12 protein-coding genes are annotated in these 14178 nt (G+C 38.2%); 11 read left to right on the forward strand and 1 reads right to left on the reverse strand.

Annotated elements, in window-relative coordinates; translation table 11 throughout:
- Positions 1-23: 23 nt before the first annotated feature.
- The 8 genes from AB3K24_RS04230 (at position 24) to AB3K24_RS04265 (ending at position 8781) form a co-directional block, all read left to right on the forward strand.
- Positions 24-1139 carry a BMP family lipoprotein gene (locus AB3K24_RS04230; RefSeq protein WP_367973954.1) on the forward strand — a complete coding sequence of 372 codons (1116 nt, stop codon included), beginning with the start codon at positions 24-26 and terminating at the stop codon, positions 1137-1139.
- Positions 1140-1333: 194 nt separating this feature from the next.
- The gene (locus AB3K24_RS04235; protein WP_367975569.1) at positions 1334-1672 is read left to right on the forward strand and encodes a cysteine desulfurase; all 339 of its coding nucleotides are present in this window, start codon (positions 1334-1336) and stop codon (positions 1670-1672) included.
- Position 1673: 1 nt separating this feature from the next.
- Complete coding sequence (locus tag AB3K24_RS04240; RefSeq protein ID WP_367973955.1) at positions 1674-2327, forward strand: histidine phosphatase family protein; 654 nt, start codon at positions 1674-1676, stop codon at positions 2325-2327.
- A 48-nt stretch (positions 2328-2375) separates the two neighbouring features.
- Positions 2376-4763, forward strand: a complete 2388-nt coding sequence (gene recD2 / locus AB3K24_RS04245; protein ID WP_367973956.1) for an SF1B family DNA helicase RecD2 — start codon at positions 2376-2378, stop codon at positions 4761-4763.
- Positions 4764-4811: 48 nt separating this feature from the next.
- Positions 4812-5786 (forward strand): ribose-phosphate diphosphokinase, encoded by a 975-nt coding sequence (locus tag AB3K24_RS04250; protein ID WP_367973957.1) that lies wholly within the window; start codon positions 4812-4814, stop codon positions 5784-5786.
- Complete coding sequence (locus tag AB3K24_RS04255) at positions 5783-6676, forward strand: SGNH/GDSL hydrolase family protein (RefSeq protein WP_367973958.1); 894 nt, start codon at positions 5783-5785, stop codon at positions 6674-6676. The genes AB3K24_RS04250 and AB3K24_RS04255 overlap by 4 nt, the downstream gene beginning before the upstream one ends.
- A gap of 2 nt (positions 6677-6678) precedes the next feature.
- Positions 6679-7671: an aldo/keto reductase gene (locus tag AB3K24_RS04260; protein WP_367973959.1), complete on the forward strand. Its 993-nt coding sequence runs from the start codon at positions 6679-6681 to the stop codon at positions 7669-7671.
- A 141-nt stretch (positions 7672-7812) separates the two neighbouring features.
- Positions 7813-8781, forward strand: coding sequence for a class A sortase (locus AB3K24_RS04265; RefSeq protein WP_367973960.1), 969 nt, complete (start codon positions 7813-7815; stop codon positions 8779-8781).
- A gap of 87 nt (positions 8782-8868) precedes the next feature.
- On the opposite strand, the gene mvk is transcribed toward AB3K24_RS04265, so the two are convergent.
- Positions 8869-9801, reverse strand: coding sequence for a mevalonate kinase (gene mvk, locus AB3K24_RS04270; protein WP_367973961.1), 933 nt, complete (start codon positions 9799-9801; stop codon positions 8869-8871).
- A 154-nt stretch (positions 9802-9955) separates the two neighbouring features.
- On the opposite strand from mvk, the gene AB3K24_RS04275 reads away from it, so the two are divergent.
- From AB3K24_RS04275 to AB3K24_RS04285, 3 genes are read left to right on the forward strand one after another with little or no spacing between them, the layout of a single operon-like run.
- Positions 9956-12358 carry an exonuclease domain-containing protein gene (locus AB3K24_RS04275; protein ID WP_367973962.1) on the forward strand — a complete coding sequence of 801 codons (2403 nt, stop codon included), beginning with the start codon at positions 9956-9958 and terminating at the stop codon, positions 12356-12358.
- Positions 12359-12394: 36 nt separating this feature from the next.
- Positions 12395-12928 carry a cell wall elongation regulator TseB-like domain-containing protein gene (locus AB3K24_RS04280; protein WP_367973963.1) on the forward strand — a complete coding sequence of 178 codons (534 nt, stop codon included), beginning with the start codon at positions 12395-12397 and terminating at the stop codon, positions 12926-12928.
- Between the two features lie 22 nt (positions 12929-12950).
- Entirely contained in the window at positions 12951-14132 is a 1182-nt protein-coding gene (locus tag AB3K24_RS04285; RefSeq protein ID WP_367973964.1) for a pyridoxal phosphate-dependent aminotransferase, read from the forward strand.
- Positions 14133-14178 lie beyond the last annotated feature (46 nt).

Raw genomic sequence — 14178 nt, forward strand, 5'->3', positions numbered from 1 at the left:
CTCACAAAGGGAGAATCATCATCATGAATAAATCAACTAAAATCATCATTAGCGTAGCTGCTGTAGTGGTTGTTGGCATTGGCATTTATACAACAATTACGCGTCAATCAGTTGCAAAAACTGATACGAGCACAAGCGCAAAATTAGGGTTAGTGCTAGATGTTGGTGGTGTCGACGACCACTCGTTTAACCAGTCTGCGTGGGAAGGGGCTAAACATTATGCTAAAGCAAATAAACTGCAAGCAGGACAAAACAAACCAGTCACTTACTTCACTGCAACGGATCATTCGGAGTTAGATCAAAACTTTAATTTGGCCACAAAAAATAAACAACATACCATTGTTTATGGTATTGGCTATTCGTTGAATCAACCAATTACAAAATCAGCTAAACTAAATCCTAAGCAAAAATTTGTTTTGGTCGATGACATTGTCACAAACCGGCCAAACGTCGCTTCAGTCATGTTTCGTTCAGAACAGTCATCATATTTGGCAGGGGTTGCAGCCGCCACAAAGTCACAGACAAATAACGAGAAAAAAATCGGCTTCATTGGCGGTATTCATGGCAATATTATTGATGCCTTTGATGCTGGTTTTGAGGCAGGGGTTAAAGCAACGGCGCCAGCGCTAACAGTTGAAAAGCAATACGCCAATTCGTTTACAGATGCTGCAAAAGGGAAAACAATTGCAGCAACCATGTATGCTTCAGGCATAAAGACTATCTTTGCTGCAGCGGGATTTGTTGGCAATGGTGCATTTTCGGAAGCAAAGGCTGAAAATTCTAAATTGAGCGCTGATTCCAAAGATCGCTTATACATTATAGGTGTCGATCGGGATCAGAAATCAGATGGGGCATATACGTCCAAAGATGGCAAAAAAGAGACATCAACATTAGCTTCTTCAATAACGTCAGTTGGGGATGGGGTTAAAAATATTGCCGATACTTATAATAAAAATAAAACCTTTCCAGGTGGTAAGACAATTGCCTATGGTTTGAAAGAAAACGGTGTTTACTTAACAGATTCAGAATTAACACCAGCAGAAACAACTGCAGTTGAAAAAGCACAAAAAGCCATTATTGATGGCACGATAAAAGTTCCTAATCATCCAAAAGGGTCACAATTTGATCAAAAATTTTAATCATACATGACAGAGTGATGACAAATAAAAATCTTTAAAATAATAAAATTGAGAAGCGCCACGATTAGAGGCGCTTTTTTGTTATAATTATAGTTAGTATGTTTTAGGAGGAAATGTGTTTAGAAACGTTGAATGATTCACAATCATATAAAATTTGTCATATTAAAAGACAACAACGCGCACATAATAATAAGATGGCTTTCAATAAAATAGTAACGATTCCAGATGACGCAACTTACCAATTAAGTAATGACATTAAAAAATATACACTGGGCGATCTTGGTTTTATTACCAATAATGCTGGCGTATATGTTTTACATCGTGCGTTAGAACCAGAAAAATCATTAGCAAATGCAATTCAATTAAAGATGTCAGTTAATCAAGAACTCACAGGATTTAAACTAAGTACAGTGTCTGCTGGTGATGTTGTTCGTGTTAACATTTTTAAAAATAGTCATGCCGAGGAAATGGTGACACTGTATCATTTTTTCATGACTGAACTTGTAGCACGTGGTGTGCTGGAAAAGATTTAATATGACTAAATTTTATTTCGTCCGTCATGGACAAACTGAATGGAACCTTGAACGTCGTTTTCAAGGTGGGCATGGTGATTCAAATTTATTACCATCCAGTTACGATGATATGAAAAAAGTGGGGGACTTTTTAAATGAGGTGGATTTTGCACGCGTATATGCGTCGCCATTAAAGCGCGCACGCATCACTGCCGTCAATATTGTTCGCTACTTGAAGTATCGCGGCCGGTTGTCATTACGCTCAAATATTGCTGAAGTTGGGCTTGGTAAGTGGGAAGGTGAGCTTGTAGCAAATGTTAAAATAAATTATACAGCAGCTTTTCACAATTATCGTGAAGATTTAGACAAGTTTGAAGGCAAAGAGTTTGAAGGCGAAGGGTATACGAAGGCTGAAACACGTTTTGTTCGCTTCATTAAAAATATAGCCCGACAATATCCAAACGATAATATATTGATTGTGTCACATGGAATGGCATTGTCTTTTGGTATTAATGGCTTGCTTGAACAACCACGGATGAGTATTCGTGACCGTGGGGGATTAAGTAATACATCAACTACGGTGCTGGCGACGTCAGATGGACAAAAATTTACTGTCGATGACTGGAATAACACAACTTACTTGAATAAAAAGCAGAGTGCATCAACCACGATTTAAAGTGTGTGTCATATACTGCTGAAATAAAACTACTGGACACAATGTTAAATGGCCTATCAAGAAGAAACACAATTAGAAAAAATTACTGGCACGTTGCAAAATGTTATATTTGCATCAAGTGATTCCTATTTTAAAATTTTATCAATTCAGATTGAAGATTCTACGCTTGAAAACTGGCAAGAACCTGAAATTATTGCAACCGGAACATTTGCTGATGTGCAGGAAGGCAGTATGTACGCTTTTTATGGTACTGTTGTACGCCATCCTAAATATGGGCAACAACTTAAAGTTGTACGTTATGAAAATGAGTTACCACCGGATGAAGCGGGGCTCATAAAATATTTTGTGAGTGGTCAATTTTCAGGTATTGGACAAAAAACAGCTGAAAAGATTGTTGATCATTTGGGATTAAACGCGGTTAATTTAATTTTAGATGATGTGCATGTGCTAGATGGGATCATCAAGGAGGCAACATCTAAAAAGCTAGTCCACAGTTTACAACTAAACTTAGGACTAGAACGTTTGTTTCAAGTAGGCAATCGATTTGGTATTGGTGCGGACATCGCTGGCAAATTGTATGATCAATACGGCAGTGAAGCACAGGATATTTTAACACAAGATCCCTATCGTTTGGTGTTCGAATTTGAAGGTATAGCATTTAAAACAGCAGATCTTATCGGACAAAAAGTGGGGATTGATCGTGAGGATGACAGGCGCTTACAGGCGGCTGTTTATGCGACAATCATGACTATTAGTTTTCAATATGGGCACACCTATTTGACCCGCCAACAGCTACTACAATCAAGTATACAATTATTACATGATGAGGCAGTACGTCAGGATCTAGATCAAGCAATTACTAAGCTTTTGACGACACATGTTTTAGTGGCTGATGGTGATAAATTATATGCTGCAACTTTATATGAAGCAGAAACACAGGTAGCAGATGACTTGAAACGTTTATTACATGCTAATCAACCCTTTGATATGTCAAGTGAGGATATCGATGTGGCATTTATGACACCTGGGCAATTAGTACTAGATAGTACGCAGATTGCGGCAGTTAAGGCAGGCTTGAAAGCGCAGGTGTTTTTACTGACTGGTGGCCCTGGAACAGGTAAAACAACAATCGTGCAATCAATTGTCGCAACCTGGAAAAAGGTGCTGCAAGCACAGGCCAAATATTCAGATAATGCACAAGATTTTTTGAAAATGTATTCAGTTAAAATGGCTTCGCCTACTGGTCGGGCGGCTAAACGTATGACTGAAGTAACAGGATATGACGCAACCACAATCCATCGTTTACTTGGTATCGCTGATTTGGGTGAGCCGGAATTCACATCAGATAATCCGATTTCTGGTGGTCTGTTAATTATTGATGAAGCATCGATGCTTGATATTGAATTGACAGCTAAACTGCTCGCTGCCGTGCCAAATGGTATGAAATTAATAATTGTGGGTGATTCAGATCAATTGCCTTCAGTTGGTCCTGGTAATGTGTTGGCTGATTTAGTTGGTAGCGAAAAAATTGCGCACGTTGAGCTTGATACAATTTATCGTCAAGGCAGAGGAAGTAGCATTACGACTTTGGCGCAACACATCAAAAATGGTCAATTACCGGCAGATTTTAGGCAAAATCAACGTGATAGGTCAACATTTATGGTGTCGCATGATCAAACCGATTTGGCCATCAAACAAGTGTTACAAGCAGCTATAAAAAAGGGTTACACGCAAGATGATTTACAAATTCTGACGCCAATTTATAAAACAACCGCAGGTGTTAATGCTTTGAATGCAATGGCTCAAGCGCTATTTAATCCAATCAAACCAGCACAAAAATCATTACAGTTTGGCACAACAGTCTTCCGTAAAGGCGATAAAATATTACAATTAGAAAATGATAGTGAGCGTGATGTCTATAATGGCGATATGGGCAAAATTATTGCGGTGCAATATAAAAATGATAAAAGTAATGATGATCATGAGGACCGCATCGTTGTTGATTTTGATGGTAAAGAGTTGTCCTATCCTAAAAAAAATCTTAATCAGTTAGCACTCGCTTATGCAACTACCGTGCACAAGGCACAAGGTAATGAGTTTAAACTCGTTATTGTTGCCTTGACCACACGATTTGGTCTCATGCTTAATCGTAATTTACTCTACACAGGTATTACCCGTGCTAAAGAAGCATTAATTTTGGTTGGTGAATATGAGGCATTCAATCGCGCTGCACAAACGGCCGTGCCATTTCGAGCAACTTTTCTAAAAAATAGACTTGCAGATGACAGTGTTAACTTACGCAAAAGTAGTGATGACAAAAAAGTAGAACAATCAGTTTCAAAAAGAACATTAACCTTTGAAATGACTAATTCGGACATAATTGCGCCGTTAATCGGATTGAATGGGATTACACCGTATGATTTTATGCCAAATTAAAACCTGTCCTGTTATAATAAAGTTAGAAAACAAAATGGAGTACAACTCATGACGACCCCTGAATATCAACTATTTAGTCTTGGCAGCAATCCAAAATTAGGCATTGAAATTGCTGAAATTTTAGGGACTAAACTCTCTGCAATAGATACACGACAGTTTGCTGATAATGAAATATACGAACGTATTGAACAGACTGTGCGCGGACGTGACTTGTACGTCATTCAAGGTATTTCAGATCCAGTGAATGATAATTTTATGAAATTGATGATTTTTATTGATGCTGCAAGACGCGCTTCAGCGAACACGATTAATGTTGTGTTACCTTATTTTGGCTATGCACGCGCTGATCGCAAGGCACGTTCTCGTGAACCTATTTCAGCACGTCTCATTGCTAATATGTTAGAGTCTCAAGGTGTAAAGCGTGTGATAACAATGGATCTCCATGCTGATCAAGTGCAAGGTTTCTTTGATATACCTGTTGATCATTTGATTTCCATGCCGGCTTTGGGACACTATTTTTATAAAAATAATTTATTGGGTGATGATTTGGTTGTAGTTGCACCCGATCATTCGAGTGTTGGCCGAGCGCGTAAGTTTGCCGAGTTACTTCATGCGGAGTGGGCAGTTGTCGACCGACGAATTGATAATTTATCACCAAATGAATCTTATGCTGTCACGGGTAATGTGACTGGAAAACGTGCAATTTTGTTGGACGATATTATTGATACTGGCACAAGTATGGTGGTTGCCAGTGAGGCTTTAACTGCTGCTGGTGTCACACAGATTTATGCGGTTGCCCCGCATGCTGTTTTTTCAGATCAAGCGGTTGAGAAGCTTGTGAAATCAGACATTCAACATGTGCTTATAACAAATACAATTGAAGTACCAGCAGCAAAACAATTTAGTAAATTGATACAAATATCTGTAGCAGCGCCGTTTGCGGAAACGATTCGGCGAGTTAATGAATTTGAAAGTATAGAAGATATTATGAAGAGTTCAGATAATGTGGATGTGCTACTATGAAAACGGTTAATATCAAGCCTTTGCTTTCACCAGAGTGGGGGATTTCTGGCGAAACATTTGTGGCAACGCAATTTGGCGCATGTATTGAATTTAAAACGACTGATGTTACAAAAATACAGTTGAATTTTATAACAGATGATCAGGCATTATCTTTTGCTGTCAAAGTTAATCAAGAAAACTGGCAAACAGTGGCAGTTTTAGAACAAAAATTGATGTTATCTATACCGACTAAGTTTGCTCATGTACGAATTATGTTGCGTTCAGTTGGTACTGATAGTATGGCGTTATGGCGGCAAACGGTCAGTTTGTCAACAATGTTGATTGATAGTGGTGTTGTAGATCAAGTGCCGCATGATGTACCGTATATCACCTTTATTGGTGATTCTATTACGGCTGGAGAGGCAATGGCACAAGATGGCAATCATCCGGAGTTGAGTTACCCATTATTAGTTGCCGAAGCACTTGATAAACCGCTGAATCGTATTGCATATGGGGGAACTGGATTAACGGCAAGCGCGCCATTTCAAGAACCGTCAGCGATTACTGCCTTGTGGCAAGTGGCGTCAGCAATCGAAAGACAACGCGTTCTAACTGATCTCGTCATTGTAAATTACGGTACAAATGATTTTAATTATCATGCAACACCTGAAGCTTTTGCATTTGGTTTGCGAATTTATTTATTAGAATTGATAAAACGCTTTCATGCTGCTAAAATAATTTTGATGGTACCTTTTAATGGTGCATTTAAAGATGTTTATCAAACTGAAATCAAACGGTTTGATAATTTCAAAATTATGATCACAGATGATTGGCCAGTATCAAATCTGAGAGTACATCCATTAATTAGTGAACATCAGCAAATTGCTGAGTATATTTTGAGAGGAATTTAACTATGGTTTATGCAGCAGACGAACAACGCTATGACAAGTTACCTTATCGTCGGGTAAGTGATTCTGGGCTGATTTTACCAGCTTTATCTTTTGGTTTGTGGCGTAATTTAGGCGATCAGATGCCACTGGAAAATTCAAAAAAAGTTATCTTGAAAGCCTTTGACAGTGGTATTTTTAGTTTTGATAATGCTTCTAATTATGGGCCAAGTAACGGTACGGCTGAAGAAACATTTGGTCAAGTTTTCCGAAGTGACTTAAAGCCCTATCGTGATGAATTAGTTATAACGACAAAAGCTGGGTATCATATGTGGCCGGGACCAATGGGCGAATTTTCAGGTAAGAAAACGTTGACAGCGGCATTAGATCTAAGCTTGCAGCGCATGGGGCTTGACTATGTTGACATTTTTTATGCACACCGCTGGGATCCAAATACACGATTAGAAGAAACTGCGCGCGCTTTGGATTTGCTAGTTAAACAAGGTAAAGCTTTGTATATTGGTATTTCAAATTATACTGCAGCGCAAACCGAGGCCATCGCTAAAATATTTAATGTATTGGGCACACCATTTATAGGTAATCAAGTATCGTATAATATGTTAAATCGTACGGCTGAAAAAGATGGGCTGCTTGAAATATTAAACAAAAATCACGCTGGATTAATTGCCTATGGCCCACTCGCAGAAGGATTATTGACAGATCGTTATTTGACAGATATACCAGATGATTATCCAATTCATCGTACAAATGAATTCTTATTTGAATCTGGAAAAGATGCACTAATCGCTAAACTGAATGCACTAAATGGCATTGCAGTGTCGCGTGGTCAAAAATTATCACAGATGGCACTTGCTTGGTTGTTGAAAGATGATCGTGTGCCAAGTGTTGTCATTGGTGCAAGTAAGATGGATCATTTATTGGACAACTTATCATTCAGTGACAATATGTCGTTTAGTGACGATGAACTGGCACAGATTAAAAATATTTTGGGAAAATAATAGTAAAAAAGCCTATCGTGTTTTGTGACAGTATGAAAAAATAGATAGTCATTACAACTTGATACCGTAACTGTTGATTCGTAGAGGTTATCAAGTTATTTTTGATGATACAGCGCATGATTAAAAAGACAAGGGTACATTGTGATTTCAACAGTATTATTTAAAGCAGCAGCTATGCCTTCGCAAAACGTTCACCAAATTTTCTTATTTGGCACCGTTTTTTTTGCGACATTTATTATCTTTAGTATTGGGCAATTAATGCTGAATTACAGACGAAACCGACGTAATTTTTCATTTTATAATGGCATAATTGTTTCGTGCATGATGACAGTGTTGGCAATAGGGACAGTGTACGTCTATCAAAACAATCTGTTTGATATTAATGATACGACACGAAAATATCTTCAAAAGCATGAACGAACACGAGTGAATCAAAAAAGTTTAAAAGATCACACACAACGGTCTATGATATCTAAAATGGTCATGCGTAATGCAACAAAAGGGTTAGAAAAGCAAGGCTTTGTTTCTATTCCAAGTCAAAATATTTTATTGCCAATTTACAATGACGCTTATTCTGATAGCGGTTTAAACGCAGGCGCTAATTATGCTAATCGCTCAGAAGTTGATCCTACAGGACAACACAAACCAATCATGGGGCAGGGAAATTATGGATTAGCGGCACATAATTTTAATGACGGTCATACTGGATTCAGTGCTTTACAAGAATCCACCAATCATAATGCGCCTTATTTGGTTCAAGGTCAGTTAAAGGGATCGACATGGTTAAAGGGCCAAAATGTCTTGCTAGCTAATCAAAAAGGTATTTATCAATATGTTATTTCGGGACAAACAACAGTCTTAGCAGCGCAAGTATCTGTTTTAAATCCGACAAAAAATGCTGAATTAACGATTATCAGTTGTTTGTTTCCATCAACACAATACCGTATTATTACACATGCAAAATTACAAAAAACATATACCTGGGAACAAGCACCTGCGACATATGTCAGTGAGTTTAATTTGAATGTACGCAATACTAACGCACATGTTAACTGGTGGAATCCAGGCGTGGAAGAGGGTGCTAATGGCGATAAGGGTGGTAAAAAGTAGTGCGATTTGAAAGGCTAAAAAAAACCGCGTTTTTATGAGAAAATGTCAGAAATACTGGGACGTTTTCTCATTTTTTACAACGCGGTTTTATAATGGTTGAATCCAAGTGTTTTGTGCGCCGGCCTTAGTTAACGCATTAGCGATTGTAATGGCGTCGTCATTGTTTCTAGCTAAAGCAAACATCGCACCACCTATGCCAGCACCGGTTAATTTAGCGCCTAATGCACCAGCGTGAATGGCAGCATTAACAAGGTTATCTAGCTTTGGATGAGATATGCCTAGTGATTGTAGTTCATGATGAGCAGCCGTGAATAATAAGCCAGCATGTTCTGAGTTATTATGAGTCAAATCAGCACGTACTTTATTTGTTATTTGACCCAGATGAACAATTTTTTGCCAGGTTAGTTCATAGTCTGTGTCAAGTTGACTTTTAACAATATTGACAGCATGCATTGTTTGACCATGAATGCCAGTGTCAGCAACGACTAAAGTGCCTGTAAGTGACATGGTAAAAGCCGTTAGTTGTTGATGCTTTATAAACCAAATGGGATCATTTGAGCCAACAGTCGCGGCATCTAATCCGGATGCGGAACCATGAGAAATAGTTTCCTCAATATCAGTGAAATATTTTAATTCTGCGGTAGTTAATGGTGCATCAACAAAGTCAAAAAAAGCTTTTGTAATTGAAGTGGCAAAAGCGGCGGAGGCGCCAAATCCACGCTCTTGCGGAATATTCGTGTCAATTGAAAGTGTAAATGGTACATTGGTGAGTTTGAATTTAGTAAGCAAGCGTAAAATTAATTGACGCAAGCCTTCAACATTAGCACCCAGCTCGTCTAAATCGCCATGAAACGTGCTACTTTCAATGGTTTGTGCACGAAAAGCTGGCCGAATTGTTGTGGTAACAGTCAGGTTTGTTAGTGGAATAGCAATAGCTGGTTGGCCATACACGACAGCATGTTCGCCAACTAAAATTATTTTAGCGTGGGCAATCCCAACGCCGATCATTTGATTAATCATGTTTTTTCTCCAAATATCCTATACTATTGTACCGCATCGCGTTAAATAGTGTAAAATAATAAGAGAATTACGTTGTTAAGTTTGTCGTAAATTTAATATTTAAAACAAAGTTAACAACGTAATTCGACAAATAAATCACAGAAAGGTGTTTGTTATGAACGCCAACGAAACCTTTGTAGTTGTTGATTTGGAAACGACGGGGCAGAGTGTCACTAAAGGTGGCCGAATTATACAAATTGGCATGACTTTTATTAAGCACCGGAAAATAGTCGATCATTTTGAATCCTTTGTAAATCCTGGTCAATTAATTGACCGTAACATTCAGCAATTGACACATATTGCCCAAAAAGATGTTAAGAATGCACCGTATTTTGAAGAATTAGCCCCCATGTTGCAAACACTCTTACAAGATGCAATTATCATCGCACATAACGTTAATTTTGATTATCCCTATTTAAATGATGAATTTAGCCGAACTGGGTTTCCTGAACTTGGCTCGTCGGCAATTGATACTGTGCAGCTTGCGCAGATTTTGTTGCCAACAGCGCCCGGGTATCGTTTGTTAGATTTGACAACTTATCTCGATATTACGCTGAATAATGCGCATCGTGCAAATGCTGATGCGCATGCGACAGCGCTATTGTTTTTGAAATTATGGCAACGGGCTGAACAGTTACCTGCTGTTGTTTTGAAGCAACTTCAGAATGGTCAGTGGCCGCTTTTGAGACAAACACAAGCCTTTCTGAAATTGGTCAAAACAAGTGGACAACGGGAAGATGTTAAACTCTCTGGAAACATTGCAGTTAAACAGCCAGTGCAGGCGGTACAATCAAGTAATCAAAAATTACCTGATTATCCAACTTCGGCACAAGAAAAAAAGCAATTATTTGGTCAGTGGTTAACCCAAAATGATGCACAAAATAGTTTAATGAATCGTGTCAATGAATTCGTAGCAAAAAGATCTGATGGTATTTTAACGATATTAACAGCGCCAAAAATTGGTAAAACATTGGGATATCTTGTGCCATTGTTGTTAGATGCAAAATCAAGACCAATTGTTTTGTTGACCAACGATAGTAGTCTTCAAACTCAGCAATTACTATTGGTTCAAAAACTAACCAAGCTATTAGATATTAAGCTAAATACTGCTATTTTGTATGATCCAGCTGAATATATTGCACTTGATCGTTTTGCAGATATTTTAAGTACGACAACAGATGCCAGTCAAATACAGTTTTTTAAAGCGCGTATACTCGTTTGGTTAACGCAAACAACAACTGGTTTATTACGTGAAATAAAAGTTGGTGCCCAGAACATTGATATTCTACCAGATATTCAAGGGGACACCGACAGTCAGTATTTTAAAAAAGCGCAAGCCAATGCGGATACGGCTGATGTTGTTATTATGAATTTTGAATCGTATTTTAATCAAGAACAACACTTACGAATGACGCGAGAAATTGAAAAGTGGCCAATTGTTGTGATGGAAACACCGAGTCAATTTGTGACAAATTTGCAAAACTATTTTCATGTTGATTTAAATTTAACGCAACTTCAAAATACATTAAAAAATTTAATTCATCAAGAAATTCTCGGGTTGTCACATAAACAACGTGTATTTCTTAGGCAGAACACAAGTGAGGCTTTAAAGCTCATTAAGCAAATTAATCATCCAGAAAATACGGTGCCGAACCTAAAACGTATTGAACGCTTATTGACAATCATTGCCCGTTTAATGGCTATTATTAAAATTGGTGGGACACAAATACCAACTGATTGGGCACTAGTGCCCAATCAGTTGGTTAAAATAAGACGGCTACAACAGCAGGTTGATGTCATCAGCAGCGTTGAAACACAAAATATTAATGAGCAGCAACAAGTAATTGTATCTTTTGATATGTTAGATAGCCGTGTTTATCAAGAGAGATTTGTTGCGCATATTCATAAATTATTAATTGTCAGTGAATATTTAGATAATAATGTGAGTGAGTTCTTGCGTGATGCACCAAATCAGGTCACGGTTGAACGTGATTTTATTCATAATAATGCAGCACCTGTGCGTGTTGTACAAATGCAAAAAACTTCGCCGATCGTACATTTACAAGCTATCACACAACAAAATGTTGGGGAAATACTTATTATTTTGCCCGATATTGCACGTGTGAATCATTGGTATCAAAAAATAAAACGAACTGTCACCACTCAATATAGTATTGTTGGAGAAAGCGTGACAGGTTCTTTGGAAAAGATACAGCGACAAAGTCACCTAAATCAGGCTAATATTGTCATTGTTTCATCTAAAATATTTAGTACGATGTGGTTGCGCGATCAGGAATTGCCAGCTGTTGTGATTGTGCCAGAACGCTTAGTGTGGCAACCGGTATCTCGTTTAGCATTGGTGTTAACACAAATGCAAAGACATGATGCACCTTTACTGATCACACAATTAAATGCCATGCAGCGTAATCGTTTTAAAATGCAAATCAAAATCGTACCCAATTTTGATGTCAAAAATAATTTAATACGTCAGTATGGCCAAATTTTAAAAGATGTTTGATATAATATTGAGTATACGATGGGGGAAATTGATAGGATGATGCAATTTAAAGACGATGTTCGAATCAGACATCGTCAAAAACAAAGGTATGTTCATTGGGCACGTGTGTGGTTCATTATCGCTGGTGTTGGTATTCTGTTTTTTGTCTTAGTACTAGGCTATTTTTATGTGTCGTTAACGCCTATGAGACATGATGAGGCACGTTTACAACGCTTTGTGAAAGAAAAAACAGATATTGCTACGGTGGAACAAATAGATGTTGATCATCGGCAGCACACAATTTACGCGATCACAGGAACAACAGCCTCTGGCAAAGAAAAAGTTGCTATTGTTGACAGTAAAATGAGTCGCGCAAAAACGTACAGTCGTACAGATGGTTTAACTGATAAGCAATTGCGCCAATTAATTTTAACAAATTATAAACCTAAAAAAATTTATTCAGCTAATATTAGTGATTATCAGAACACATTAGTTTGGGAAGTGAGTTATAAGGGGCAAGATAACGCCTTAAATTACATCACACTTGATTTTAAAACTGGCAAGTCCTATCGTGTTATTAATGGCCTTTAAGCAAATATGTTAAGGAGAAAAAATGATTTCAAAAAAAGCGGCGCAGGTCCAACCTGCAGCGACATTGGCAATGAGTGGTTTGGCTAAGGACATGCAAGCTGATGGGATTGATGTCATTAACTTGGGCGTTGGTGAGTCTGATTTCCAGACGCCAAAACACATTGCCGAAGCAGCAATTTCAGCTATTAAATTAAATAAAACAAGCTTTTACACACCAACCAGTGGTGTAAAAGAATTAAAGCAGGCCATCGTCAACCAAGTTGCACAACGCTATCATGCTGATATTGCGCTAAACAACGTCACGGTGACCACAGGGGCTAAATTATCGCTGTATGTTTTAATGCAAACGCTTTTAAATCCGAATGATATTGTTGTTGCAGCGGCACCACTATGGGTCAGTTATATTGAACAAATTAAACTTGCGGGTGGCATAGTAAAAACGATTCAACCAAAAAATGAGGCATTAAAATTAACCGTCGCTGATTTAGAAAAAGTCGCAGAGCAGGTCAAACTGATTATTGTCAATTCACCAACCAATCCGACTGGGCAAGTTTATACACGTGACGAGCTAATAGCAATAACCGATTGGGCTAAGCAACATGACACGTATATTATTTTAGACGAAATATATGGGCAACTTGTTTACAATGGCACGACTTTTACCTCTGGGTTGCAAATTCAACCACTTGAAAATAGTCGTATGATTATTGTTGATGGTGTTTCAAAAGCTTATGCGATGACAGGGTGGCGTATTGGGTGGACTTTAGCTTCTTCTGAAATTATTGCTGTGATGAATAAGTTGCTTGATCATATGACTTCAAATCCAACGGCAGTCGCACAGTATGCGGCAATTGCTGCACTCAGTGGTGATCAAAGTAGTGTCGAAACGATGCGTTTGGCGTTTGAAAAAAGATTGAATACAACGTTTGATTTGTTAAATACTGTGCCTGGTTTACAGGTGGTAAGTAAGCCACAGGGGGCATTTTATTTGTTTCCTAAAGTGTCAGATGCAATGCTGTTAGCGACAGGCGTGGCTGACACAAGTGACTTATCAATGAAAATCTTAGAAGAAGCGCACGTTGCCATGCCGTCCGGCGAAGGCTTTGGTATGCCAGGTTACTTACGTATGGGGTATGCCAAAGATCAAGTCGTACTAAATGAAGCGGTACGACGACTGACAGTGTTTTTTCAACAATATATTTAATTAAAAATAGGAGAAACATGTGCATAACTGTTAAATAACTTTGGTG

Source organism: Leuconostoc aquikimchii (assembly GCF_040838325.1).
GTDB lineage: Bacteria > Bacillota > Bacilli > Lactobacillales > Lactobacillaceae > Leuconostoc > Leuconostoc aquikimchii.

Bases quoted from the DNA above. Each gene is read 5' to 3' on its own strand.
- AB3K24_RS04230 (WP_367973954.1), top strand. From the start codon at position 24: ATGAATAAATCAACTAAAATCATCATTAGCGTAGCTGCTGTAGTGGTT.
- AB3K24_RS04240 (WP_367973955.1), top strand. From the start codon at position 1,674: ATGACTAAATTTTATTTCGTCCGTCATGGACAAACTGAATGGAACCTT.
- AB3K24_RS04260 (WP_367973959.1), top strand. From the start codon at position 6,679: ATGGTTTATGCAGCAGACGAACAACGCTATGACAAGTTACCTTATCGT.
- mvk (WP_367973961.1), bottom strand. From the start codon at position 9,801: ATGATTAATCAAATGATCGGCGTTGGGATTGCCCACGCTAAAATAATT.
- AB3K24_RS04275 (WP_367973962.1), top strand. From the start codon at position 9,956: ATGAACGCCAACGAAACCTTTGTAGTTGTTGATTTGGAAACGACGGGG.
- AB3K24_RS04285 (WP_367973964.1), top strand. From the start codon at position 12,951: ATGATTTCAAAAAAAGCGGCGCAGGTCCAACCTGCAGCGACATTGGCA.
- AB3K24_RS04280 (WP_367973963.1), top strand. From the start codon at position 12,395: ATGATGCAATTTAAAGACGATGTTCGAATCAGACATCGTCAAAAACAA.
- AB3K24_RS04235 (WP_367975569.1), top strand. From the start codon at position 1,334: ATGGCTTTCAATAAAATAGTAACGATTCCAGATGACGCAACTTACCAA.
- recD2 (WP_367973956.1), top strand. From the start codon at position 2,376: ATGGCCTATCAAGAAGAAACACAATTAGAAAAAATTACTGGCACGTTG.
- AB3K24_RS04255 (WP_367973958.1), top strand. From the start codon at position 5,783: ATGAAAACGGTTAATATCAAGCCTTTGCTTTCACCAGAGTGGGGGATT.
- AB3K24_RS04250 (WP_367973957.1), top strand. From the start codon at position 4,812: ATGACGACCCCTGAATATCAACTATTTAGTCTTGGCAGCAATCCAAAA.